Genomic DNA, 22,948 nt, shown 5'->3' with positions numbered 1-22,948 from the left:
GCAGCAAGGAAACCCTGGCATGACGACGGAATCGATCATCCGCATGGAAGCGGTCAACAAGTGGTACGGTGAATTCCAGGTGTTGACCGGCATCGACCTGTCGGTGCGCCAGGGCGAGCGCATCGTGATCTGCGGGCCTTCGGGCTCGGGCAAGTCCACGCTCATCCGCTGCATCAACCGGCTGGAGACGGTGCAGAAGGGCCGCATCGTGGTCGACGGCATCGACCTCACGGCCGGTGGCAAGAACGTGGACGCGGTGCGCGCCGAAGTGGGCATGGTGTTCCAGCAGTTCAACCTGTTCCCGCACCTGACCATCCTGGAAAACTGCACGCTCGCGCCGATGCGCTCGCGCGGCATGACCAAGGCGCAAGCGGAGGAGGTGGCCATGAAGTACCTCACCCGTGTGCGCATTCCCGAGCAGGCCGGCAAGTACCCCAGCCAGCTCTCGGGCGGCCAGCAGCAGCGCGTGGCCATTGCGCGCGCGCTGTGCATGACGCCCAAGATCATGCTGTTCGACGAGCCCACGTCGGCACTCGACCCCGAGATGGTCAAGGAAGTGCTCGACACCATGATTGGCCTGGCCGAAGACGGCATGACCATGCTGTGCGTGACGCACGAAATGGGCTTTGCCCGCAGCGTGGCCGACCGCGTGATCTTCATGGCCGAAGGCAAGATCGTCGAGCAGGCGCCGCCCGAAGAATTCTTCGGCAACCCCAAGGACGAGCGCACGCGCCAGTTCCTCGGCCAGATCCTCAGCTCGCACCAAGGCCACTGATGTCCTTCGAGGTCCTGATTTCTCTGTCGTCCTTCGGTGCGGCCGAGGTGGGCCGCCACGGCCAGCTCTGGTGCTCACAGCTGGCCCGCGCGGCCGGCGCCGATTCGGTGGAAGTGCGCGGCGAGATGCTGCGCGACGCCGAGGCGGAACTGCCCGCGCTGAACGGGCTCGCGTCCGTGTACTCCAGCCCCGAAGGCCTGTGGGCCGAAGGTGGCTGGCTCGACAGCGCCGCGCTCAAGCGCGGCATCGATGCCGCCACGCGCGTGGGTGCGAAGCGGCTGAAGATGTCCATCGGCGACTTCCAGGCGTCGTCGCACGGCTCGCTGTGGGGCCTGAAGGTGCAGCTGGCCGAGACGCGCGTCGAACTCGTCATCGAGAACGACCAGACCGTGCGTGCCGGCACGCTGGCCGCGCTGCAGACCTTCTTCGACGTGGCCGACCGTGCCGGCGTGTCGCTGGGCATGACCTTCGACATGGGCAACTGGCACTGGGTGGGCGAGTGCCCGCTGCAGGCCGCGCAGGCGCTGGGCCACCGCGTGCGCTACGTGCACTGCAAGGGCGCGCAGCGGCTGCCGCACAAGTGGGTGGCGGTGCCGCTGGGCGACTCGGTCGCGCCGTGGCGCGCCGTGCTGCGCGCGCTGCCGGCCGACGTGCCGCATGCCATCGAATACCCGCTCGTGGGCGACGACCTGCTGGCCGTGACCCGCGCACAGATCGACTTCATCCGCGCGGCGCGCGCGCCGTTGTAGATCGCAAGGAAATCGACAACAACATGACAGAACCTACCGCCTTCGACGTCGCCCTGTTCGGCGAGGCCATGCTGCTGCTCGTGGCCGACCGCCCCGGCCCGCTGGAAAACGCCGAGTCGTTCTTCAAGCGCACCGCCGGCGCCGAGACCAACGTGGCCATCGGCCTGTCGCGCCTGGGCCTGAAGGTGGGCTGGGCCAGCCGCCTGGGCACCGACTCCATGGGCCGCGCGCTGCTGGGCGCGATGCGCGCCGAAGGCATCGACTGCTCGCACGTGATCACCGACGCGGCGCAGCGCACCGGCTTCCAGTTCAAGGGCCGCGTCACCGACGGCAGCGACCCGCCGATCGAATACCACCGCAAGGGCTCGGCCGCGAGCCAGATGGGCCCGGGCGACGTCGACGAGGCCTGGCTGCGCTGCGCGCGCCACTTGCACGCCACCGGCGTGTTCGCCGCCATCTCCGACACCAGCCTGCAGGCCGCGCTGAAGACCATGGACGTGATGCGCGCGGCCGGCCGCACCATCTCCTTCGACACCAACCTGCGCCCCACGCTGTGGTCGTCCACCGAGACCATGCGCCACTGGGTCAACGAGCTCGCCTCGCGCGCCGACTGGGTGCTGCCCGGCATCGAAGAGGGCCTGCTGCTCACGGGCCACGACAAGCCCGAGGACGTGGCCAGGTTCTACCGCGAGCGCGGCGCGAAGCTGGTGGTCGTGAAGCTCGGCGCCGCGGGCGCCTACTACGACAGCGACGTGGCCGGCACCGGCCATGTCGCGGGCTTCCCGGTAAAGGAAGTGATCGACACCGTGGGCGCGGGCGACGGCTTCGCGGCCGGCGTGGTGAGCGCCCTGCTCGAAGGCAGGAGCGTGCCCGACGCCGTGCGTCGCGGCGCCTGGATCGGCGCGCGCGCCGTGCAGGTGCTGGGCGATACCGAAGGCCTGCCGACGCGGGCGCAACTCGAAGAAGCGGGGCTTTGAAAACCATGACGCCAAAGAACGTGCTCGTGTTCCGGGCGCTGCCCGACGACCAGCTGGCCCGCCTGCAGGCCGCGCACCACGTCACCGTGGCCGATCCGCGCAAGGAGCCCGAGGCCTTTGCCGCGGCGCTGCGCACCGCGAACGGGCTCATCGGCTCGAGCTACAACGTCGACACCGCGCTGCTCGACGCGGCGCCGCAGCTGCAGGTGATTTCCAGCGTGTCGGTCGGCGTCGACAACTACGCACTGGCCGAGCTGCACACGCGCGGCATCGTGCTGTGCCACACGCCCGACGTGCTCACCGAGACGGTGGCCGACACGGTGTTCGCCATCCTCATGGCCACGCAGCGCCGCGTGGTGGAGCTGTCGAACCTGGTGCGCGAAGGCCGCTGGACGAAAAACATTGGTGAAGAACTGTTCGGCACCGACGTGCACGGCAAGACGCTGGGCATCCTCGGCTTCGGGCGCATCGGCCAGGCCGTGGCGCGCCGCGCCGCCCTGGGCTTCGGCATGCCGGTGCTCTACCACTCGCGCCGCGCGGTCGACCTGGCCGCGCAGGCGCCCGAGCTGCAAGGCCGCGCCACCCACACGCCGCTGGACGACCTGCTGGCGCGTGCCGACATCGTGCTGGCGATGCTGCCGCTGACCGACGCGACGCGCGGCATGATCGACGCCGGCTTCTTCGCGCGCATGAAGCCGGGTGCTTCGTTCATCAATGGCGGCCGTGGTGCCACGGTGAACGAAGAGGCGCTGCTGCACGCGCTCGACCACGGCACGCTGCGCGCCGCCGGGCTCGACGTGTTCGCCAAGGAGCCGCTGCCGGCCGACTCGCCACTGCGCACGCACCCGCGCGTGACGCCGCTGCCGCACATCGGCTCGGCCACGCACGAGACGCGCCATGCGATGGCCGAGCTGGCCACGACGAATCTGCTGCAGGTGCTGGCTGGCGAGAAGCCGACAGCGCCGTACGACACGGCGAGCGCATGACCGGTGCCAGGCTTTTCTCCCTCCCCCGCTGGGGGAGGGCAGGGGTGGGGGCAAGCGGCGCATCCATCGAGCGCTCTGCCTGCCCCCATCCCAACCTTCCCCCAAAGGGGGAAGGAGCAAGACCATGAAGCCGAGCGGCCGCGCCACCATCGCCGACGTCGCAGAAGCAGCCGGCGTTTCCAAAGCCACCGTCTCGCGCTTTCTCAACCATCGCGAACGTCTTCTGAGCCCCGACATCGCCGCGCGCGTCGAGGTCGCGATCGCGGCGCTGCAGTACTCGCCCAGCCCGATGGCGCAGGCGCTGAGCCACGGTCGCTCGCGCCTCATCGGCCTGATCGTGGCCGACATCACCAACCCGTATTCCGTGGCCGTGCTGCGCGGCGCCGAGAAGGCCTGCCAGGACGCGGGCTACCTCGTGATGCTGTTCAACCTCGGCAACGAGAGCGAACGCGAGCGCGAGGCCATCGATGCGCTCGCGGGCTACCAGGTCGACGGCTTCATCCTCAACACGCTGGGCCGCGGCAGCAACGTGGTCGACGCGGTCACGCTGCACGGCAAGCCGGCGGTGCTGGTCGATCGGCGCCACACCGGCATGCACACCGACTTCGTCTCGCTCGACAACCACGCCGCAATGACGGCCACCTGCGGCCACCTGGTCGAAGGCGGCTACCGCGAGCTGCTGTACGTGACCGAGCCGCAGAAAGGCGTGAGCTCGCGGCGCGAACGCACGGCGGCCTTCGGCGCCTGCGTGGCCGCGCACGAGCCGCGCGTGGCGGGCGAGATCTTCGAATGCGTTGAAGGGGGCCACGAGGCGCTCGACGAAGCGCTGCGCGCCCTGCGCCAGCGCGCCAGGCGCGGGCGCCGCGCGGCCGTGGTCGCGGGCAATGCGGTGGTCACGCTGCGCGTGGCGCAGGCGATGGCCCGGCTGCGCTGGCGGTTCGGCGACGACCTGGGCTTCGTCGGCTTCGACGATCCCGAGTGGGCCTCGCTCATCGGGCCGGGCCTGAGCACTGTGGCCCAGCCGACCGACGCCATCGGGCGCACGGCGGCCCAATGCCTGATCGAACGGTTGCGCGGCCTCGACGTGCCGCCGCGCCAGTTGCTGCTGCCCGGCGAACTGGTGGTCAGGGGCTCGTCGCAGGCGACCTAGCGTCCTGCACCGCGCGGTCGAAGGTGATCGGCCCGCGCATCCAGTCGGCCGCGCGCTCGGCCATCATCACGGTCGGCGCGTTGGTGTTGCCGCCGATCAGCGTGGGCATGACCGAGGCATCGACCACGCGCAGGTTCTCGATGCCATGCACGCGCAGCTGCGCGTCGACCACCGACATCGCGTCCGTGCCCATCCTGCAGGTGCCCACCGGGTGGTAGATGGTGTCGGCGCGCGCGCGGATGTGGCGCACGCGCTCTTCGTCGGTGCGTGCGTCGGCGGTGTAGAGCTCGCGGTGCCGGTACTTCGCGAGCGCCGGCGCGCGCAGGATCTCGCGCGTCTTCTTCACGCCCTGCAGCAGCAGCGCCAGGTCCTCCGGCTCCGACAGGAAACGCGGGTCGATGCGCGGCGCCGACAGCGGATCGGCATCGTTCAGCCGCACGTCGCCACGGCCCTTGGGCCGCAGCACGCACACATGGCACGAGAAGCCGAAGCCCATGTGCAGCTTGCGCGCATGGTCGTCGGTGATGGCGATCACGAAGTGCAGCTGCAGGTCGGGCCGCCGCAGCTCGGGCGACGACTTGATGAAGGCGCCGCCCTCGGCGAACGGCGTGGCGACCAGCCCCGTACCGCGCTTGCGCCACTCGAAGACGGCCTTCATCAGCTTCAGCCCCGCGACCGCGCCGATGCCGAACAGGTCGGTGTCCTTCGAGGTGTACGACAGGATGAAGTCGGTGTGGTCCTGCAGGTTCTGCCCGACACCCGACACCCGGCAACGCGTGCCGCACCGCGATGCCGTGCTTCGCCAGTTCGCCGGGTTCTCCGATGCCCGACAGCATCAGCAGCTGCGGCGAGTTGAACGCGCCGCCGCACAGCACCACCTCGCGCCGCGCGGCGATTGTCTCGGTCTTGCCGCCGCGCCGCATCTCGACGCCCACCGCGCGGCGCCCTTCGAGCAGCACGCGCAGCACCTGCGCACCGGTCAGCACCCGGAGGTTGGGGCGCTTCATCGCCGGGTGCAGGTAGGCCGCGGCCACCGAGCAGCGCTCGCCGTTCTTCGCGCCGCCGTGGAACTGCGTGACCTGGTAGAGGCCCACGCCTTCCTGCTCGGGGCCGTTGAAGTCGTCGTTGCGCGGAATGCCGCAGCATTGCGCGGCGCGCACGAAGTCTTCGGTGATCGCGCGCGGGCTCTGCTGCTCTGCCACCTGCAGCGGCCCGTCGGCGCCATGCAGCGCGCTGGCGCCGCGCTGGTTGCCTTCGGCGCGAATGAAGTAGGGCAGCACCTCGTCGAACGACCAGCCGGCGCATCCGGCGCGGGCCCAGTCGTCGTAGTCCTCGCGGTGGCCGCGCACGTAGAGCATTGCGTTGATCGCGCTCGAGCCGCCCAGGCAGCGCCCGCGCGGCTGGTAACCGCGGCGGCCGTCCAGGCCCGGCTGCGGCACGGTCCGGTAGGCGTAGTTGTTGATGCGCGGGCGGCCCGGCAGCATCGCCACCGTGGCGGCCGGTGCGCGCACCAGAATGCCGCGCCCCTCGCCGCCGGCTTCGACAAGGCAGACCTGCACGCCGGGGTCCTCGCTCAGGCGCGAGGCCAGGGTGGCGCCGCCGGAGCCGCCACCGACGATCACGTAGTCGAATTCCATGGCGCGTCTTCCTTTTGTTCTTTGCTGCCTGCGTCCGCGCGGACGGATTCGACTGTAGGAATGAACGTGGAAGCGGGGCTCGGCGTTTTCCCTCGGTGCGTCGCATTGCGGCCAACGCCGCCCGGCCGCAACCGGGCGAAAATCGGCTGTGCCCCAGCCTGCCCTTCCGCCTTCTCCGACCCTTCAAGCTCTCGTGGCATCCACCGAACTCAAGGGCTTCATCCTCACTCGCCATTGGCGCGATGCGCCGTCGGGCACCGAAATCGAGTACTGGCTGGCAACCGATGCGGGGCCGCTGAAAGTGCTCCTGACCGCCCGGAGCTCCGTCGCATTCGTCGCGACCCGGCACAGGGCGGCGGTGCAAGCGCAGCTCGCGGCCATGCCGGGCATGCAACTGCGCGAGCTCGAACTGAAGACCTTCCAACAGGAACCCGTCGTCGGTGTCTACGCAACGCACTTCCGCCAGCTCGGTCGGTTGGCGCGTGCCCTCCAGCCGCAGGGCATTGCCCTGCTCGAAGCCGATGTGCGCCCGCACGACCGCTACCTGATGGAGCGGTTCATCACCGCCGGCGTGCGGGTGGAAGGAGGGCGGGTCGACGGCGCCACCCTCGTCGACTGCAAGCTCAAGCCCGCGCCCGAATTCAGGCCGGTGCTGAAGGTGGTGTCGCTGGACATCGAGACGAGCCAGGACGAAGCGCTCTATTCCATTGCGCTGGACGGCACGCAGGAACGGGTTGTCTTCATGCTGGGCGAGCCGCCGCCCGAGCCGGCGGAGCCGGGTGAACGGCATGCGCCCATGGACTTCTCGCTCGTCTATTGCCCGACCCGCAAGGCCATGCTCGAGCGGCTCAACGACTGGTTCGAGCGCAACGACCCGGACGTCCTGATCGGCTGGAACGTCATCCAGTTCGACCTGCGCGTGCTTCAGAAGACAGCCGACGACTGCGGGGCGCCGCTCCTCCTGGGGCGTGAGCGGCGGCCTGTCGCGTGGCGCACCCATCCGGGCAAGCAGGGCTACCTGTTCGCACCCATGCCCGGCCGGGTGGTCATCGACGGCATCGACGCGCTCAAGGCCGCGGTGTGGAGCTTTCCTTCGTTCAGCCTGGAGACCGTGTCGCAAGCGCTGCTCGGCGAGGGCAAGTCCATCGGCGACGCGTACGACAAGATGGCCGAGATCGAGCGGCGCTACCAGCACGACAAGCCCGCGCTCGCGCGCTACAACATCCGCGACTGCGAGCTGGTGCTGCGCATCTTCGAGAAGGCGAAGCTGCTGCAGTTCATGATGGAGCGCGCCCACGCCACCGGCCTGCAGGCCGACCACTTCGGCGGCTCCATTGCCGCGTTCAGCCACCACTACCTGCCGCGCATGCATCGCCTGGGCTACGTGGCGCCGAACGTGCGCGAGATCGCGAGCAAGGCCTATCCCGGCGGGTACGTGATGGGCTCCAAGCCGGGCTTCTACGACTCGGTGGTGGTGCTGGACTACAAGAGCCTGTACCCCTCGATCATCCGCACCTTCCTGGTCGACCCGGTGGGCTTGATGGAAGGTTCGAACGCCAGCGATCCGGCGATGCACGTCAACGGGCCGGGAGGAACCGTCTTCTCCCGCGAGAAGCACTGCCTGCCCGAAATCGTGACCACGCTCTGGCGTGCCCGCGACGAGGCCAAGCGGGTCAGGAACGAGCCGCTGTCCCAGGCCCTGAAGCTGCTCATGAACTCTTTCGCCGGCGTGCTGGGTGCGGCCGACTGCCGCTTCTTCAATCCCCAGCTGGTGTCCGCCATCACCCTGCGGGGCCACGAGATGATGAAGCTCACGCGCGACTTCGTGGAGCGCCGGGGCTACGAGGTCATCTACGGCGACACCGACTCCATCTTCATCTGGCTCAGGCGCACCCATAGCAACGAGGAAGCGCACGCCGTCGCGGCCGAACTGGCGGGGGACATCAACGGCTGGTGGACGCGAACCCTGCGCGAGGAGCAGGGCCTGGAGAACCTGCTCGAGATCGAGTTCGACACCCACTACAGGAAGTTCTTCATGCCCACCATCCGGGGCTCGGAGGTGGGCAGCAAGAAGCGCTATGCGGGCCTGAGCATGGATGCATCGGGCAAGGAGGAGATGGTCTACCGCGGCCTGGAGATGGCCCGCAGCGACTGGACCCCGCTGGCGCGCCAGTTCCAGGAGGGGCTGCTGTCGCGCATCTTTCAGGGCGAGCCGTACAAGGCATTCGTGACCGACTATGCACGCGCTACGCTGGCCGGCGCAAAGGACGACCTGCTCATCTACAGGAAGCGCCTGCGCCACCCGCTCGATGCCTACCTGGTCAACGTGCCGCCTCAGGTGCGCGCCGCGCGCATCGCCGACGCGTACAACGCCAGTGTCGGGCGGCCCATGCAGTACCAGAGCGGCGGCTGGATTCAATACGTCATGACCCGCAACGGGCCGGAGCCGCTGGAAACGCGCCATTCCCGCATCGACCACGAGCACTACCTGAGCAAGCAGCTGCAACCGATTGCCGACGCCATCCTGCAGCCGATGGGCGAGAGCTTCATGGCGTTGACGACCGCGCAGCAAGGCCTTTTCTAGCCGCGGGATTCACGTTTTCCCGCATGTGGTGCACGCCGGTGCGCCCCATGCACCGCGATGTCATTGGGGAAGCGCAAGGGGACCTATTTTTTAGTTCGCCCGTTGCGAAAAACGGTGCTTGGTGCGCTCGCCGCGCGCTCCTAGCATCCGTTCACCTCATCGCATCCACAAGGAATTCGCCATGGCCAATCTCCGGGACCCCGGTCGCCGAAGTCTCCTCAAGACGTCCCTCATCGCCGGCGGTCTCTCCGCCGGCGGCCTGCTCAGCGTCGACGCCTTCGCACAGGGCAAGGCGCGCATCAACATGCAGCTGGGCTGGATCGTGGGGGGCAACCAGATCGGCGAGGTGGTCGCCAAGCGCATGGGCTTCTACGAGCAGGAGGGCATCGACTTCGCGATCCAGCCGGGCGGCCCCAACATCGACGGCGTGGCCATCATCGCCTCGGGCCGCTACGAGGTCGGGCAGGTGTCGTCGAGCCCGTCGATCATGCTGGCCGTGTCGCAGGGCCTGCCGATCAAGTGCTTCGCGGTGGGCGCGCAGAAGCATCCGTACACCTACTTCTCGCTGGCCAAGAACCCGGTGCGCAAGCCGGCCGACCTGGTGGGCAAGCGGGTGGGCATTCCGTCGACGGCCGCCATCCTGCTGCGCGCGCTGCTCGCGAAGAACAAGATCGCCGAGAAGGACGTGAAGGTCGTCTCCATCGGCGCGGACATGTCGCCGCTGCTCACGGGCCAGGTCGACGTGGTGACGGGTTGGCTCACGAACACCACGGCCATCAAGGTGCTGGGACCCGACATCGCCACGCTCACGCAGTGGGACGCGGGCGTGCGCCTCTATGCGCTGCCGTACTACGCATCGACCAGGACGCTGGAGACCCAGCCCAAGGTGATCGAGGCCTTCCTGCGTGCCACCGCCAAGGGCTGGCACCACGTGCGCGCCAACCGCGACCAGGCGGTGGACATGCTGGTGAAGGAGTACCCGAACCTCAAGCGCGAAGACGAGCGCGTGGCGGTCGACGTGATGCTCGAGTACGCCTTCGGCGGTGCCGCGCAGACGCAGGGCTGGGGCGCGATGGACCCGGCCGTGTGGCAGGAGCAGATCGCCACCTATGCGGACCTGGGCCAGTTCACCGCGCGCACGCCGAAGGTGGACGACGTGATCTCGCTCGACCCGCTCAAGGCCACCGCCGCCGCGCGGGCGATGAAGGGCTGACACGATGGCCGCCGTTCTCGACACAGCCCGTTCATCCGCGCCGGCCATCGCGTGCCGCGACATCGGCGTGCGCTTCTTCACCGAGCGCCGCGACGTCACCGCCCTCCAGAGCCTGGACCTCGACGTGGCGCTCGGCGAGTTCCTCACGCTGCTGGGCCCCTCGGGCTGCGGCAAGTCGACCTTTCTGCGGGTGGTGGCCGACCTGCTGCAACCCAGCCGCGGCCGCATCGAGGTGCTGTCGTCCACGCCGCAGGCCGCGCGCAAGAACCGCGACATCGGCTTCGTGTTCCAGGACGCGGCGCTGCTGCCGTGGCGCACCGCGCTGCAGAACGTGGAGCTGCCGTTGCAGGTCGGCGGCGGCGCGAGCCGCAAGGGCCGCCGCTCGCCGCAGGAACTGCTGGAGCTGGTGGGGCTGAAGGACCGCGCGCACGCCTTCCCGCACGAACTGTCGGGCGGCCAGCGCCAGCGCGTGTCGATTGCGCGCGCTCTGGCCAGCGACCCGAAGATCCTGCTGATGGACGAGCCCTTCGGCGCGCTCGACGAGATCACGCGCGACCGGCTCAACGAAGAAATCCTGCGCGTATGGCGCGAGACCGGCGTGACGATTCTTTTCGTGACCCACAGCATCCACGAGGCGGCCTTCCTCGGCCAGCGCGTGCTGATGCTGGCGGCGAACCCCGGCCGCGTGCGCGAGATCGTGCCGGTGGAGCTGCCCGCCGATCGCACGCTCGAAATGCGCGAGACCCCCGAATTCGTTCGCCTCACGAGCCATCTGCGGCGCGTGCTGGAAACCTGCTGAGGCCGATGCCATGAACACACGCTCCCTCGACACCGCCGTGCCCGGTGCCTTCGCCGCACCGGTCGACCCCGAATACCAGGCCTGGGCCGCCGCGCGGCAAAGGCGCCTGTGGCGCCGCCGCATCCTGCCGGCGCTGGGCATTGCCGGCCTTCTCTTCCTGTGGTGGGCGGTGATTGCCGTGTTCGACGTCAAGCCCTTCATCGCGCCCACGCCGTGGGCCGTGCTGGAGACGCTCTACGCCAAGCGCGCCGTGCTGCTCGACAACCTGCTGCCCACCGCCATGGAGGCGGCCGGCGGCTTCGTGCTGGGCAACCTCGCGGCCATCGCGGTGGCCACGGTCTTCGTGCACAACAAGACGCTGCAGGACATCTTCTTTCCGGTGGTGCTGATGTTCAACGCCGTGCCGCTGGTGGCCAAGGCGCCGGTGCTGGTGCTCATCATGGGCAACGGCATGGAGCCCAAAATCACCATCGCCGCGCTGGTGTGCTTCTTTCCGACGCTGGTGAACATGGTGCGCGGGCTGGAGTCGGTCAACCCGCAGGCGATGGAGCTGATGCGCGTGCTGTCGGCGAGCAAGACCGAGATCTTCTTCCGCCTGCGGCTGCTGAACGCATTGCCCTACCTGTTCTCGGCCCTGCGCATCGCGGCGTCGATGTGCGTGATCGGTGCCGTGGTGGGCGAGTGGGTGGGCGCCACGGTGGGCATCGGCGCCATGATCCTGCAGGCCACCTTCAACTTCGATTCGCCGCTGCTGTACGCCGCGATCGTCATGAGCGCCACGCTGTCGGGCCTGTTCTTCCTGCTGGTCACGCTGGCGGAGAAGTGGGTCATCCGCTGGCAACCCGAGAGCGTGCACTGAGCGCTGCCGCACTTGCAACAGGTGGCGGCCTGCGTGCCGCCGCATCCCGAAAATTTCTAAAGGAGATAGTTCTATGAGCCGTATTGGCGACTGGATGCAGGAGCCCGCGCACGACGTGCGCGTGGCGGCCGAATCGGACGTGGTGGTGGTCGGCGGTGGGCCCGCAGGGCAGGCCGCGGCACTGGCCGCCGCGCGCAACGGCGCGAGCGTGACGCTGCTGGAGCGCTACAACCACCTGGGCGGCCTGGCCTCGGGCGGCATGGTGCTGGTGCTGGACGACATGTGGGACAGCCACCAGCAGGAAATTTCGGTGCGCGGCATCTGCCTGGAGATGATCGAGCGCATGTCCGCGCTCGGCCTGGCCGAGTACCCGCGCCAGCAGGACTGGGGCACGCTGCCCGAGTCGGTGCGGCGCTGGAAGCGCTGGGGCACCTACGACTTCCACAGCAAGGAGAAGCCGCACCCCATCTGCTTCGCCGCCGCCTTCGACCCCGACGCGTGGAAGCGCACCTCGCTGGAGATGGTGCAGCAGGCCGGCATCGAGCTGCGGCTGCACTCGTGGTTCTCGCGCACGCTGGTGGAAGACGGCAAGGTCAAGGGCGTGGTCTGCGAGACCAAGGGCGGGCGCGAGGCCATCCTGGGCAAGGTGGTGATCGACACCACCGGCGACCTCGACGTGGCGGCCTCGGCCGGCGCGCCGCACATCAGCGGCAGCTACATCGTGACCACCGTGTTCCGCCTGGGTGCCGTCGACACTGAGGAGGCCGAGCGCTTCGAGCGCGAGGAACCCGTGGCCTGGCAGGCGCTGGACCGCGAGATCAAGCACATGCTGGGCGGCGCCTGGGAGGCGTGGTGGCTCAAGACGCCGCTGCCGGGCGTGGTGTGGTGCAACTGCCCGCACATGCCGGGCCTGGACGGCCTGAAGGTGAGCGACCTGACGCGCGCCGAGGTGCAGGGCCGCGCCACCATCCACAAGGTGATCGAGTTCGTGCGCGCCAGGCTGCCGGGTTTTGCGAAGTGCACGCTGATCGACATGGCGCCACAGACCGGCATCCGCCAGACGCGGCTGCTCGAAGGCGCCTACGTGATGACCAAGGAAGACGTGGCGCAGCGCACGCGCTTCGATGACAGCGTGGCCCGTGGGCGCGACTATTACTACCCGTACCGCACGCTGCTGCCGCGCAGCGTGGAGAACCTGCTGGTCGCCGGGCGCCACTACTCGGCCACCTCGGCCGCGCAGAAGATCTCGCGCGAGATCCCGCCCTGCATGGCGATGGGCGAGGCCACTGGCACGGCCGCGGCGCTGGCGCTGAATGCCGGTGTGTCGGTGCGCGAGGTCGACATCGCGAAGCTGCAGAAGACGCTGCGCGCGCAGGGCGCCGACCCGGGCGACCAGAAGGGCCCCAACGCCGACGTGCCCGCCATTGCGCGTTCTTTCACCCAGGAGGCCGCATGAGCACCGCCGCACTGCCGCTGGACGGCATCCGCGTGATCGACTTCACGCAGGTGATGATGGGCCCGGTCTGCACGCAGATGCTGGCCGACCATGGCGCCGACGTGATCAAGATCGAGCGCAAGGGCGCGGGCGACCTGAGCCGCTCCACCTTCGCGCCCGTGGCGGGCCACGACAACCCGATCTTCTGCAGCCTGAACCGCAACAAGCGCAGTGTGGAGATCGACCTGCGCGATGCGCAACAGATGGAACTGGTGAAGGCGCTGATCGCCGGTGCCGACGTGGTCACCAACAACTTCCGCGCCGGTGTGATGGAGCGCCTGGGGCTGGGCTACGAAGACTGCAAGCGGCTGAACCCGCGCATCGTCTACGCGGTGGGCACCGGCTTCGGCGAGACCGGCCCGTATGCCCACAAGGGCGGGCAGGACGTGCTCGCGCAGGCGCTCACCGGCGTGATGGCGCGCCGCGCCGACGCCTCGGTGCCGGTGTCGATCTACCCGACGGCGCTGGCCGACTACACCGCGGGCATGCACATGGTGCAGGGCATTCTGCTGGCGCTGCTGCAGCGTGAGCGCACGGGCGAGGGCCAGAAGATCTCGGTGTCGCTCTACAACTCCATGCTCGCCATGCAGATGCAGGAGGCGGCCATGGTGATGATGGAAGACTCCGAGGTGAACTGGGCTGCCATGCCGCTGTCGGGGGTGTTCGACACGCAGACCGGCCCGCTGGTGCTGGTGGGCGCCTTCAAGGCCAACCCGCTGCGCGATATCTGCACGGCGCTGGGGCTCGAAGACCTGTCGCTCGACGCGCGCTACGCCACGCTGAAGGCGCAGTTCGCCAACAAGACGGCGCTGCATGCGATCTTTCACGAGCGCTTTGCCAGCGGCACGCGCGAGCACTGGCTCGCCAAGCTGGAGGAGCAGGACCTGCTCTCTGCGCCGGTGCGCGACATGCGCGAGGCACTCGTCGATCCGCAGACGCTGCACAACGCGATGATCCTGGAAGGCGGTTCGTCGCCCGGGCGCAAGCTCAGGTTCATCGCCAGCCCGATCCACATGTCGGGCGCCAAGGCCGGCCTGCGGCGCGACCCGCCCAAGCTGGGGCAGCACACCGAAGAGGTGCTGGCCGAAGCGCGCGCACTGATCGAGGAGACCGGGGCATGAGCGTTCTCTTCGAGGTCGTCGATCACGTCGCCACGGTCACCATCGACCGCCCCGACGTGCTCAATGCGGTGGACCTGCCGACCGAGGCCGAACTGCAGCGCATCTGGTCCGAGATCGAAGCGCGCGACGACATCCGTGCGGTGGTGCTCACCGGCGCGGGCGAGCGCTCGTTCTGCGCGGGCGCGGACCTGAAGAACACCTCCAACCTCAAGGGCGTGGAGTACTGGGCCGCGGCGCGCCCCGGCGGCTTCGGCGGCATCGCGCTGCGCGAGACGCTGGACGTGCCGGTGATCGCGCGCGTCAACGGCTTCGCGCTGGGCGGCGGCTTCGAGATGGTGCTGGGTTGCGACATCGTCGTGGCCTGCGAGGAGGCGAGCTTCGGATTGCCCGAGCCGCTGGTGGGCCGGCTGCCGCTGGACGGCGGCATGCTGCTGCTGCAGCGGCAGATTCCCTACCGCCAGGCCATGGGCATGATGCTCACCGGCCAGCGCGTGAAGGCGCGGCGCGCGCTAGAGATGGGCCTGGTCAACGAGGTGGTGCCGCGCGCGGAACTGGACGCGGCCGTGCACCGCTGGGTGCAGCAGTTGCTGGCCTGCGCGCCGCTGTCGCTCAAGGCCATCAAGCAGGTGGTGCGCCGCACCGGCACGCTGTCGCCGGCCGAGGCGCACCGCATGCGGCTGCCGGCGCTGGTGGCGGCGCTGCAGTCGCAGGATGCCGACGAAGGCGTGCTGGCGTTCCAGCAGAAGCGCAAGCCGCAGTGGCTGGGCCGCTAGGGCTCGCCCGCCGTCACGAAGGCCCGATGCCATGCCCTACGTCATCACCGCCGCCTGCATCGACGTCAAGGACGGCGCCTGCGTCAAGTGCTGCCCGGTCGATTGCATCTACGAAGGCGAGCGCACTCTGTACATTCACCCGGATGAATGCATCGACTGCGGCGTTTGCGTGTCCGCCTGCCCCACCCAGGCCATCTACGAAGACCTTCGGCTGCCGCCCGAAATGGCGCACTTCACCGGCATCAACCGCGAGTTCTTCGCGGCGAACGTCAGCGGGCTCGGCTCGCCGGGCGGCGCCGACGCGAGGCGCGTGGCCTGCGACCACCCGGCCATTGCCGCGATGCCGCACCCGCACGGTTGAGCGGCTGCACATGGGGAGGGCCGGCTGATGCATGCCAGCATCCTCAAGTACTTCATCGAGGTCGCGAGCTGCGGCTCGGTGCGCAAGGCCTCCGAGCGGCTCTTCGTGGCCGCGAGCGCCGTCAACCGGCAGATCCACAAGCTGGAAGACGAGCTGGGCGTGGAACTGTTCGACCGCATGCCCAACGGCCTGCGGCTCAATGCCGCGGGCGAGCGCCTGCTCAAGCACGCGCAGGAAACGCTGCACCAGTACCAGGTGATGCGCACCGAGCTCGATGCGCTCAAGGGCGAGCGCACGGGCCACGTGAAGGTGGCGGCCATGGACTCGTTTTTCGAGGAGATGCTGCCCTCGGCGGTGGAAGACTTTCTCCAGGTGTTCCCCGCCGTGACGTACACCATCACCGCGGTGCAGCCGATGGACGTGGCGCAGATGGTGATGTCGGGCCAGGTCGACGTGGGCATGACCTTCGTGAACCGGCTGCCGGGCGGCGTGGCGGCGGTGGCGCTGGCCAACCTGCCGATCGGCGTGGTGATGCCGCCGGGTCATCCGCTGGCCAACCATGCGCGCGTGTCGCTGAAGGAATGCGCGCGCTATCCGTTCCTGCGCTCGAGCTCGCACCCGGTCATCAGCGCGGCGCTGTCGCCCGAGTTCGCCGCGTTCTGGGACGACATGGAACCGGCCGCCACCTGCAATTCGACACCGATGCTCAAGCGGCTGATCATGGCCGGCAAGGGCATCTCGTGCTTTTCGAAGATCGCCTTCATCGACGACCTGAAGCGCGGCGACCTGATCTGGCGGCCCTTCGAGCTGCCCGCGCTCGACCAGCTGCAGGTCGGCATCGTGGTGCCCTCGCAGCGCGTGCTGCCGCACGTGACGCAGAACTTCGTCGGGCGCATGGCGCGGCGCCTGACGCAACTGGAGATCGCGGCCGCTGCGGTCTGAAACCGGATGGCGGGCACACCGCCATCCTGCAGCCAGCGCTAGCGGCCGTGACCATCGGCTTCGTGGCGAAGCGCATCGTCATGGTCCTGGTCGCGGGTGCGGTGTTCCTGTTCCTCGTGCAGAGCGTGCGCGCGGCCAGGCGCCGGCGCACCCGACCGGTTGAACCTCAGGGCGCTGCGGCGCGCTGCGCGCTGTCCGTCGGCGTCAACGTGCCGTCGATGCACCGGTCGAAGAAGCGGTGGCCGCGCGGGCTGCCCGATGTCCAGCCCGCGGCGATGGCCGCTTCGATCGTGCTGCGCACCATGCGCGGCGTGACGGGCGCCAGCTGGAACGCGTCGCCGCGCTGCACGGCCACGGCGGCGACGATTTCGCCGAAGTTCAGCCAGGGGTCGTCGAACCGAAGCCGCACCTCGAGCGGAAAGTCCTTTCGCCGGCGCTCGCCGGGCCAGATGCGCAGCACCAGGTGGTGCGCATCGATGCGCCGCACCACCCAGGCGTAGCGGGTCTCGCCGATGACGATCTTGCGCGGGCTCACGCGTCAGCTGTGGTCGACATAGCCACCCAGCCGGCCGCAGTGCAGGCAGCCGAAGACGAACACCGCGATGCCGCGCTTGCGCGACGGCGTGTCGAGCAGCCATTGCCAACCGGTGTCGCCGCCGAGGTCTGCCTCGTCGCAGGTGGCGCGCACGAAGTCGCTGGCCGCCTCCGACGCGAGCAGGGCGCGGTCGACATGCTCGATCTCGCCGAGAAAGCGGCCGGCGTCGTTGCAGTGTGCCCACCACTGCTCTTGCTGGTAGCTGAAGAAGCTGGGCGTGCGTTGCGACACCTCGGCCACCACGGCGGCGGGCAGCTCGGCCTCGCCCATGCCGATGGACGCCGCGTCGTTGAACTCGCCGTCGAACTTGGCCGCGGCCGAACCGTCGGCGATGCACCACGGGCAGAAGTTCGATGTGTCGCCCACCGCGTAGAAACTGCCGCCGTAGACGTAGCCCGTGGCCTTGCCGCAGCATGCGCAGGCCTCGCCCGACGTGCGCAGCACGCCCGATGCGAAGGGGTCGGCGTAGTAGCGGAACTCGGGCAGCGCACGCGCGGGGTCGGGTTGCGCGGCTTCGGGTACGCGGGCCTGGTCGATGGCGGCCCGCAGGTCGGCTGCGTACGGCTCGCACCACGTGCCGGCGAACGCGTCGAACATGTAGATTTCTTCAGCCACCACGCCCGTCGCCTCGTCGCGCAGCACGAACAGCTGCTGCAAGAGCGTGTAGTCGTGCGCGATGCTGATGCCGTTGCGCGCAAAGCGCGCGTCCTTGAGCGCCAGCTTGGTGTAGTGCGCGATGTCTTCGCCGGTGCGCTTCATCTGCTTGCGGTCGGTGGCGTCGAAGACCGGGTGCAACTGCCATTCGCCGTCGCTGCGGCGCGGGTCGCCGAAGGTGCCGCCGTTGGAAGCGGCATAGCAGGCCTTGAGGACCGGCGGCAGCACGACGCCGAGCTTTTGTTCGAGTGCATGGAGTGCGCTGTCGGGCGCGGGCGGTGGCGGACGGTATCTGGACATGGCAATGAAGGGTTGCTGACAAAGGTGTTTGTACCCGCCTTCTAGAATCCGACCCCCGGCGGCTGCGCGCTGCCCGCCTGGAGCGCAACGCTCCCTTCCCGCTTTTCTCTTTTCTCTCTTTTTTCTCTTCGATGCCTTCCAGATTCCGACTCGCTTTTTCCTCTGCTTTCCTGGTTCTTTCACTCTCCTCGCTGGGCACCGCCTCGGCGGGCGAGCCCATGGCGTTCCTGCACGCCGGCGGCCAGGCCGAGGGCATGCAGGTGCCCGCATTGGACCGTGCCGTGGTGCGCTTCGCGGGCATGGCGTCGGGCTCGTACTTCTGGCAAGAAGGCCTTGTGGCCGAACAGCTGATCGACGGGCTGGCCACCGCCATGCACCGCAAGGAACTCGCGTTGCCCGGTGAGCGGCGTTTGCTGTCGTCGTACCGCCGGATGAATGACGGCGCCGAGCGTGCCGCCGTGCTGGTCGACGACCGCAGCGGCGAAGTGCTGGCCGCCGCGCTGGTGCATCGCGGCTGCGGCGCCGCGCCGACCTGCCGCGGCGACGACCAGCATGCGGAGCTGGTGGTGTTCCTGCGTCCCGGCGTCGATCGCGCCGAGGCGCAGCCGCTGCTGACCTGGAGCACGCAGGTGCCGAAGGACGACCTGGTCTCCGGCGCGGACGAGAAGATCGTGCGCACCGACTACGTCACGCTGGACGCAGCGCACATGGCGGCCCGCCCCGCGAAGCGGCCCACGGGCTTTTCGGCGCAGGTGCCGCTGTACCCGAACGCGCAGCTCCACAGCACCTACCAGCAGATGGTGAGCAACGCCAAGGCAGGCCGCGTGATGCGCCTACAGACCACCGACAGCCAGGAGCAGGTGATCGCCTTCTACAAGCAGCTGTCGCCGCCGCTCAAGGACTTCGTGTCCCACGTGAACGGCCCCACGGGCTTCATCGCGGGCAGCAGCAAGGGCGTGGCCTTTGTTGTCAATCTGACGCACGGGCGCCGCATGCCCGCGGTCACCAACATTGAAATGGAACTCGCCGAATGAACGCACCGCTTGCCAGAACCGTCGTCGCGTCGCTGCTGTTCGCTTGCGCGCTCGGGGCCCAGGCACAAGGCGCGCAACCTGATGCCTCGGGGGCCGTCACCACCGAGTTGCCTGCGCCGCCGCTGCGCCTGAGCGAGCAGCCGGGCATTCGCGCTGCGGTGGTCGCGATGGTCGGCTATGCGCGCGGCAGCTACACCGAGCCCGACAGCCTCATTGCGCAACAGGTGCTCGAGGGCATGCGCTCCAGGCACGACATCACGCGCACGGTGTGGCCCGACGGCCGCAAGGTGATCGCGTCAGTCAACGGCGGCGACCACGGCGAGAAACGCGCCGCGATGCTGATCGACGCCGAAGGCAAGCTGCTGGCGCTCGGGTTGGTCAACGGCCATTGCAAGGCGGCGGCGGAGCGCGACAAGCCCGACGTATGCAACCCGGCACCGCAGACCGTGCTGTCGATCTTCCAGCCCGCCGGCGCCAGGCAGGCAGACGCCGCGCCGCTGGTCGTCTGGGGCAAGACGCTGCCGGCTTTCCTGGCGGCCATGGCCGAGAGCGACGACCCGGCAAAGGCCGCGGACGCGCAGAAGATCGCCAGCGTCGAGTACATCGTGGGCCAGCCCGATGTGCCGGGCTGGCGCAAGGATGAATTGCCGCCGGGCTTTCCGGCGTCGTTGCACCCGCTGCTGGTGCAGGCGGGCGAAGTGAACAGCACGGCCAGCGCCGGCAAGATCGTGCGGCCCAAGGCGCTCGCGGGCAAGCCGATGCGAACCGACTACCAGCGCTCGCAACGCAACGAGCCGCAGCTGCCCGACGCCGAAGTGACGCTGCGCAGCTACGCCGAACTCGGCGCGCTGGTCGACACCTACCGCGAACTCACCAAGGGCGCGAGCCCGGAGCAGGAGGGCCGCGAAATCGTCTTCAACGGCACCGACGGCGCCGGCCGCTACAGCGTTCGCTTGCGCGATGCGAAAGAGACCGGCGTGTTCATCACGGTGGCGAGCTGGAAGCGCAAGTAATCGCTCGGTCGCTGCGCACGGCCTCGGGCTGGACGACCTGGAGCCATGGCCACCGGGCCTGGTAGTCGCCGGCCTTCTTGAGGAACAGCTCGCGCATCGGCAGCATCGGGTTCATGCGCAGGATGCCCGCGGCCAGGTCGTCGAGCCCGTCGGGCGCATAGAGCGTTCCGTCGGCCAGGTCGATGCCGACGCGGGTGCACGCAATGAGGTAGCGGTCGATGCCGTCCCGCGTGGACCGAAGCTGCGGGTAGGGCGACTTGAAGCGCGCTTCGTACCAGAGGTGAACGCGCGCCTGGTTCTTCACCTCGACGGTCGCGCCCAGGTCGGCCACGGCCTGTTGCACGCGGCGGATGACGGCGTCTTCGGCGTCCCACGACAGGTCGGTGTCGTCGAAGTAGAAGACGTCGTAGTCCTTCACGCCCCAGCCGGGCGGTTTGCCGCAGCGATGGTTCCATGTCGCCTGGAAGAGGCTTCCGGCGGTGAGGAAACCCTGGGGCAGGCCGAGGCCGGGCAGGCGCGAGAGCAGGGCGGCGTTGACCGGGTCCTGCCTGGCCTGCGCGATGAACTGGGTGGGGGTCGATGTCATGGCTTCAAATGAAAAGAGGCCTGACGACCACCGCCGTCAGGCCTCGAATGTCGGTAGCCGCCCGGGGCGGGATCAGCCCACTTCGGCGATCAGCTCGATTTCCACGCAGGCACCCATCGGGATCTGCGCCACGCCGAAGGCGCTGCGGGCATGCGCGCCCTTTTCGGGGCCGAACACTTCGGCGAAGAATTCGCTCGCGCCGTTGGTCACGAGGTGCTGTTCGGTGAAGGTGCCGACCGAGTTCACCAGGCTCATCACCTTGACGATGCGCGTGACCTTGTTCAGGTCGCCCACGGCCGCGTGCAGCGTGCCCAGCAGGTCGATGGCGATGGCACGCGCGGCCTGCTTGCCTTCGTCGGTGGTGATGTTGGCGCCGAGCTGGCCGGCCCAGACCTTGCCGTCCTTCTTGGCGATGTGGCCCGACAGGAACACGAGGTTGCCGGTGCGCACGAAGGGCACGTAGGCCGCGGCGGGCGCCGAGACCGGGGGAAGGGTGATGCCGAGGCTGGAAAGTTTGTCGTAAACGCTCATGGAGACTCCTTGTCTTGAGAAAGTGATTGTGTCCGGGTTTGCGCCAGCGCCTCGACCACTTCCCCCACGGGCTGCACGGTCACGCCGACGCTCAGCGTGTGCCGGGCGCCGCCATGGAGTACACCGCGCATCGGTGACACGTCGGAGTAGTCGCGGCCGATGGCCAGCGTGACGTAGTCCTCGCCGGGCTGGCGGCCGTTGGTGGGGTCGAAGTCGGCCCAGCCGCCGGGGCTGCCGTTGTCCTCGCCGGGCAGGTACACCGACACCCAGGCGTGCGAGGCGTCGGCGCCCACCAGCCGGGGCTGGCCGGGCGGCGGCTGCGTGAGCAGGTAGCCGCTCACGTAGCGCGCCGGCAGGCCCAGGGTGCGGAAGCACGCGATCATGATGTGGGCGAAGTCCTGGCACACGCCCTTGCGCTGGGCGAGCGCCTCGACGGCGGGGGTGTTGATCTCGGTGCTGTCGGCGTCGTAGGCGAAGTCTTCGTACATGCGCTCGGTGAGGTCCATCGCCACGTCGAAGGTGGGGCGCCCGGGCACGAAGCTGGCGCGTGCGTAGGCCGCGAAGTCGTCGTGGCGCGGCACGTAGGGCGACGGAAAGACGAACTCCGAGGCCGCGTCGAAGGTGGCGTCCTTGCGAAAGCGAAAGCGCTCGCGCACCGTCTCCCAGGGCAGCTCGCGCGCAATGGCCGGCGACAGCACGGGCACCGAGGTCTCGACCACGCTCTCTGCCGTGACCACGAGCCGGTCGTGCGTGGACTCGAGCGCGAAGAAGGCGCGCGTGTTGCCGTAGAGGTCGGGCCGCTCGCCGCGCTGCGCGGGCGGCGGCTCGATGGCGAGCTTGTGGCTCACGAGGCGCTGCGAATCGGTGGCCAGCGGCTTCAGGTGGGCGAGGTGCTGCGCCGTTTCGACCGGCGGCGCGTACTCGTAGCGCGTTTCGTGGGTGACGTGGAGCAGCATGGCGCGTGGTGTGTGTGGATTACTTCGACGCGGCACCGAAGTGCGCGGCGTAGATCTTGGCGTAGGTGCCGTCGGTGCGGATGCCTTCGAGGCCCTGGTTGATCTTGGCGAGCAGCCCGGCATTGCCCTTCTTCACCGCAATGCCGTACTTCTCGACCGGAAAGCCCGCATCGCTCACCGTCTTGAAGCCGCCTGCGCTGTTGTTGGCGAGGTAGTGCACCACCACGCCGTTGTCGGCCACCACCGCCTGCACACCGCCGGCTTCGAGTTCCTTCAGCGCGAGCGGCGTGGACTCGAAGCGCTTGATGGCGGTGTTCGCCTTGCCCAGCAGCTTGCCGACCACTTCGTCGCCCGTGGTGCCGTTCTGCACGCCCACCTTGAGCGTCTTGAGGTCGTCGAACTTCGCCACGGGCGAATCGCTCTTCACGGCGATGAGCTGCTTCGCGTCGAAATACGGCTGCGAGAAGTCCATGGTCTGGCGGCGCTCGTCGGTGATGGTGATGGCCGACACCAGCAGGTCGCGGTCGCCCTGGTCGAGCGCATTGAAAATGCCTTCCCATGGCGTGTTCACGAACTTGACCTCGATGCCGGCCTTTTGCGCGACGGCCTTCACCACGTCGATGTCGAAGCCCACGATCTCGCCCTTGTCGTTCTGCGACTCGAAGGGGGTATAGGCGGCGTCGGTGCCGACCACGAGCACGCGGGCGGGAGCGGCGGCCGGTGCGGCGCTCGAGGCCGCGGGCGGGGCGGGCTCCTGCTTGCCGCAGCCGGCGATAGCGAGAGCCATGCACAGGCCCGAGGCGGTCAGTACGAAGCGGCGGTTGATGGCGGTGCAGCGCATGCGCGTCTCCTTGAATT

The 22,948-nt window shown here is 68.9% G+C and carries 22 protein-coding genes and 1 pseudogene; 16 read left to right on the top strand and 7 right to left on the bottom strand.

Going from position 1 to position 22,948, the window contains the following annotated elements; all coding sequences use genetic code 11:
* Nucleotides 1–19 precede the first annotated feature (19 nt).
* From AC0IYU_RS15285 to AC0IYU_RS15265, 5 genes are all read left to right on the top strand, one after another.
* Entirely contained in the window at nucleotides 20–775 is a 756-nt protein-coding gene (locus tag AC0IYU_RS15285) for an amino acid ABC transporter ATP-binding protein (protein ID WP_472118300.1), read from the top strand.
* Nucleotides 775–1,524 carry a sugar phosphate isomerase/epimerase family protein gene (locus AC0IYU_RS15280; RefSeq protein ID WP_472118297.1) on the top strand — a complete coding sequence of 250 codons (750 nt, stop codon included), beginning with the start codon at nucleotides 775–777 and terminating at the stop codon, nucleotides 1,522–1,524. The genes AC0IYU_RS15285 and AC0IYU_RS15280 overlap by 1 nt, the downstream gene beginning before the upstream one ends.
* 23 nt (nucleotides 1,525–1,547) lie before the next feature.
* Nucleotides 1,548–2,501 (top strand): sugar kinase, encoded by a 954-nt coding sequence (locus AC0IYU_RS15275; RefSeq protein ID WP_472118294.1) that lies wholly within the window; start codon nucleotides 1,548–1,550, stop codon nucleotides 2,499–2,501.
* Between the two features lie 5 nt (nucleotides 2,502–2,506).
* The gene (locus AC0IYU_RS15270; protein ID WP_472118291.1) at nucleotides 2,507–3,487 is read left to right on the top strand and encodes a 2-hydroxyacid dehydrogenase; all 981 of its coding nucleotides are present in this window, start codon (nucleotides 2,507–2,509) and stop codon (nucleotides 3,485–3,487) included.
* Nucleotides 3,488–3,611: 124 nt separating this feature from the next.
* Nucleotides 3,612–4,637, top strand: a complete 1,026-nt coding sequence (locus AC0IYU_RS15265) for a LacI family DNA-binding transcriptional regulator (RefSeq protein ID WP_472118288.1) — start codon at nucleotides 3,612–3,614, stop codon at nucleotides 4,635–4,637.
* Here AC0IYU_RS15265 and AC0IYU_RS15260 read toward each other — a convergent pair.
* Nucleotides 4,612–6,274 (bottom strand): annotated as a pseudogene (locus AC0IYU_RS15260) (GMC family oxidoreductase). The gene AC0IYU_RS15265 and the pseudogene AC0IYU_RS15260 sit on opposite strands and share 26 nt — an antisense overlap.
* A gap of 193 nt (nucleotides 6,275–6,467) precedes the next feature.
* On the opposite strand from AC0IYU_RS15260, the gene AC0IYU_RS15255 reads away from it, so the two are divergent.
* The 9 genes from AC0IYU_RS15255 (at nucleotide 6,468) to AC0IYU_RS15215 (ending at nucleotide 16,421) form a co-directional block, all read left to right on the top strand.
* Nucleotides 6,468–8,858, top strand: coding sequence for a DNA polymerase II (locus AC0IYU_RS15255; RefSeq protein ID WP_472118285.1), 2,391 nt, complete (start codon nucleotides 6,468–6,470; stop codon nucleotides 8,856–8,858).
* 181 nt (nucleotides 8,859–9,039) lie between these two features.
* Entirely contained in the window at nucleotides 9,040–10,071 is a 1,032-nt protein-coding gene (locus tag AC0IYU_RS15250; protein ID WP_472118282.1) for an ABC transporter substrate-binding protein, read from the top strand.
* 4 nt (nucleotides 10,072–10,075) lie between these two features.
* The gene (locus tag AC0IYU_RS15245; RefSeq protein WP_472118279.1) at nucleotides 10,076–10,870 is read left to right on the top strand and encodes an ABC transporter ATP-binding protein; all 795 of its coding nucleotides are present in this window, start codon (nucleotides 10,076–10,078) and stop codon (nucleotides 10,868–10,870) included.
* Between the two features lie 10 nt (nucleotides 10,871–10,880).
* Nucleotides 10,881–11,729: an ABC transporter permease gene (locus AC0IYU_RS15240; RefSeq protein ID WP_472118276.1), complete on the top strand. Its 849-nt coding sequence runs from the start codon at nucleotides 10,881–10,883 to the stop codon at nucleotides 11,727–11,729.
* Between the two features lie 73 nt (nucleotides 11,730–11,802).
* The gene (locus tag AC0IYU_RS15235; protein ID WP_472118272.1) at nucleotides 11,803–13,185 is read left to right on the top strand and encodes an FAD-dependent oxidoreductase; all 1,383 of its coding nucleotides are present in this window, start codon (nucleotides 11,803–11,805) and stop codon (nucleotides 13,183–13,185) included.
* The gene (locus AC0IYU_RS15230) at nucleotides 13,182–14,345 is read left to right on the top strand and encodes a CaiB/BaiF CoA transferase family protein (RefSeq protein WP_472118269.1); all 1,164 of its coding nucleotides are present in this window, start codon (nucleotides 13,182–13,184) and stop codon (nucleotides 14,343–14,345) included. The genes AC0IYU_RS15235 and AC0IYU_RS15230 overlap by 4 nt, the downstream gene beginning before the upstream one ends.
* A complete protein-coding gene (locus tag AC0IYU_RS15225; RefSeq protein WP_472118266.1) occupies nucleotides 14,342–15,118 on the top strand; it encodes an enoyl-CoA hydratase-related protein in 777 nt (258 codons plus the stop codon). The genes AC0IYU_RS15230 and AC0IYU_RS15225 overlap by 4 nt, the downstream gene beginning before the upstream one ends.
* A 31-nt stretch (nucleotides 15,119–15,149) precedes the next feature.
* Nucleotides 15,150–15,479, top strand: a complete 330-nt coding sequence (gene fdxA, locus AC0IYU_RS15220) for a ferredoxin (protein WP_472118263.1) — start codon at nucleotides 15,150–15,152, stop codon at nucleotides 15,477–15,479.
* A gap of 27 nt (nucleotides 15,480–15,506) precedes the next feature.
* Nucleotides 15,507–16,421 (top strand): LysR family transcriptional regulator, encoded by a 915-nt coding sequence (locus AC0IYU_RS15215; protein ID WP_472118260.1) that lies wholly within the window; start codon nucleotides 15,507–15,509, stop codon nucleotides 16,419–16,421.
* A 166-nt stretch (nucleotides 16,422–16,587) separates the two neighbouring features.
* On the opposite strand, the gene AC0IYU_RS15210 is transcribed toward AC0IYU_RS15215, so the two are convergent.
* On the bottom strand, nucleotides 16,588–16,956 hold the full coding sequence (locus tag AC0IYU_RS15210; protein ID WP_472118258.1) for a hypothetical protein: 369 nt from the start codon (nucleotides 16,954–16,956) through the stop codon (nucleotides 16,588–16,590).
* Nucleotides 16,957–16,959: 3 nt separating this feature from the next.
* The gene (locus tag AC0IYU_RS15205; RefSeq protein WP_472118255.1) at nucleotides 16,960–17,970 is read right to left on the bottom strand and encodes a CbrC family protein; all 1,011 of its coding nucleotides are present in this window, start codon (nucleotides 17,968–17,970) and stop codon (nucleotides 16,960–16,962) included.
* Between the two features lie 131 nt (nucleotides 17,971–18,101).
* On the opposite strand from AC0IYU_RS15205, the gene AC0IYU_RS15200 reads away from it, so the two are divergent.
* Both AC0IYU_RS15200 and AC0IYU_RS15195 read left to right on the top strand, forming a co-directional pair.
* Entirely contained in the window at nucleotides 18,102–19,004 is a 903-nt protein-coding gene (locus tag AC0IYU_RS15200; RefSeq protein WP_472118253.1) for a hypothetical protein, read from the top strand.
* Nucleotides 19,001–20,017: a hypothetical protein gene (locus AC0IYU_RS15195; protein WP_472118251.1), complete on the top strand. Its 1,017-nt coding sequence runs from the start codon at nucleotides 19,001–19,003 to the stop codon at nucleotides 20,015–20,017. The genes AC0IYU_RS15200 and AC0IYU_RS15195 overlap by 4 nt, the downstream gene beginning before the upstream one ends.
* Here AC0IYU_RS15195 and AC0IYU_RS15190 read toward each other — a convergent pair.
* The 4 genes from AC0IYU_RS15190 to AC0IYU_RS15175 all read right to left on the bottom strand — a co-directional run bounded on the left by AC0IYU_RS15190 (nucleotide 19,989) and on the right by AC0IYU_RS15175 (nucleotide 22,931).
* Entirely contained in the window at nucleotides 19,989–20,603 is a 615-nt protein-coding gene (locus tag AC0IYU_RS15190) for a nucleotidyltransferase family protein (protein ID WP_472118247.1), read from the bottom strand. The two genes, AC0IYU_RS15195 and AC0IYU_RS15190, sit on opposite strands and share 29 nt — an antisense overlap.
* Before the next feature lie 72 nt (nucleotides 20,604–20,675).
* The gene (locus AC0IYU_RS15185) at nucleotides 20,676–21,134 is read right to left on the bottom strand and encodes a RidA family protein (RefSeq protein WP_435440138.1); all 459 of its coding nucleotides are present in this window, start codon (nucleotides 21,132–21,134) and stop codon (nucleotides 20,676–20,678) included.
* A complete protein-coding gene (locus AC0IYU_RS15180) occupies nucleotides 21,131–22,090 on the bottom strand; it encodes a transglutaminase family protein (RefSeq protein ID WP_472118244.1) in 960 nt (319 codons plus the stop codon). The genes AC0IYU_RS15185 and AC0IYU_RS15180 overlap by 4 nt, the downstream gene beginning before the upstream one ends.
* Nucleotides 22,091–22,109: 19 nt before the next feature.
* Nucleotides 22,110–22,931: a basic amino acid ABC transporter substrate-binding protein gene (locus tag AC0IYU_RS15175; RefSeq protein WP_472118241.1), complete on the bottom strand. Its 822-nt coding sequence runs from the start codon at nucleotides 22,929–22,931 to the stop codon at nucleotides 22,110–22,112.
* Nucleotides 22,932–22,948 lie beyond the last annotated feature (17 nt).

Source organism: Variovorax sp. AC103 (genome assembly GCF_979254005.1).
This window is presented reverse-complemented; position numbering and strand designations above follow the sequence as displayed.

Excerpts from the sequence above, each read along its gene's own strand:
- AC0IYU_RS15285 (WP_472118300.1), top strand. The coding sequence starts at position 20 with ATGACGACGGAATCGATCATCCGCATGGAAGCGGTCAACAAGTGGTAC.
- AC0IYU_RS15280 (WP_472118297.1), top strand. The coding sequence starts at position 775 with ATGTCCTTCGAGGTCCTGATTTCTCTGTCGTCCTTCGGTGCGGCCGAG.
- AC0IYU_RS15275 (WP_472118294.1), top strand. The coding sequence starts at position 1,548 with ATGACAGAACCTACCGCCTTCGACGTCGCCCTGTTCGGCGAGGCCATG.
- AC0IYU_RS15270 (WP_472118291.1), top strand. The coding sequence starts at position 2,507 with ATGACGCCAAAGAACGTGCTCGTGTTCCGGGCGCTGCCCGACGACCAG.
- AC0IYU_RS15265 (WP_472118288.1), top strand. The coding sequence starts at position 3,612 with ATGAAGCCGAGCGGCCGCGCCACCATCGCCGACGTCGCAGAAGCAGCC.
- AC0IYU_RS15250 (WP_472118282.1), top strand. The coding sequence starts at position 9,040 with ATGGCCAATCTCCGGGACCCCGGTCGCCGAAGTCTCCTCAAGACGTCC.
- AC0IYU_RS15245 (WP_472118279.1), top strand. The coding sequence starts at position 10,076 with ATGGCCGCCGTTCTCGACACAGCCCGTTCATCCGCGCCGGCCATCGCG.
- AC0IYU_RS15240 (WP_472118276.1), top strand. The coding sequence starts at position 10,881 with ATGAACACACGCTCCCTCGACACCGCCGTGCCCGGTGCCTTCGCCGCA.
- AC0IYU_RS15235 (WP_472118272.1), top strand. The coding sequence starts at position 11,803 with ATGAGCCGTATTGGCGACTGGATGCAGGAGCCCGCGCACGACGTGCGC.
- AC0IYU_RS15230 (WP_472118269.1), top strand. The coding sequence starts at position 13,182 with ATGAGCACCGCCGCACTGCCGCTGGACGGCATCCGCGTGATCGACTTC.
- AC0IYU_RS15225 (WP_472118266.1), top strand. The coding sequence starts at position 14,342 with ATGAGCGTTCTCTTCGAGGTCGTCGATCACGTCGCCACGGTCACCATC.
- fdxA (WP_472118263.1), top strand. The coding sequence starts at position 15,150 with ATGCCCTACGTCATCACCGCCGCCTGCATCGACGTCAAGGACGGCGCC.
- AC0IYU_RS15215 (WP_472118260.1), top strand. The coding sequence starts at position 15,507 with ATGCATGCCAGCATCCTCAAGTACTTCATCGAGGTCGCGAGCTGCGGC.
- AC0IYU_RS15205 (WP_472118255.1), bottom strand. The coding sequence starts at position 17,970 with ATGTCCAGATACCGTCCGCCACCGCCCGCGCCCGACAGCGCACTCCAT.
- AC0IYU_RS15200 (WP_472118253.1), top strand. The coding sequence starts at position 18,102 with ATGCCTTCCAGATTCCGACTCGCTTTTTCCTCTGCTTTCCTGGTTCTT.
- AC0IYU_RS15195 (WP_472118251.1), top strand. The coding sequence starts at position 19,001 with ATGAACGCACCGCTTGCCAGAACCGTCGTCGCGTCGCTGCTGTTCGCT.
- AC0IYU_RS15190 (WP_472118247.1), bottom strand. The coding sequence starts at position 20,603 with ATGACATCGACCCCCACCCAGTTCATCGCGCAGGCCAGGCAGGACCCG.
- AC0IYU_RS15185 (WP_435440138.1), bottom strand. The coding sequence starts at position 21,134 with ATGAGCGTTTACGACAAACTTTCCAGCCTCGGCATCACCCTTCCCCCG.
- AC0IYU_RS15180 (WP_472118244.1), bottom strand. The coding sequence starts at position 22,090 with ATGCTGCTCCACGTCACCCACGAAACGCGCTACGAGTACGCGCCGCCG.
- AC0IYU_RS15175 (WP_472118241.1), bottom strand. The coding sequence starts at position 22,931 with ATGCGCTGCACCGCCATCAACCGCCGCTTCGTACTGACCGCCTCGGGC.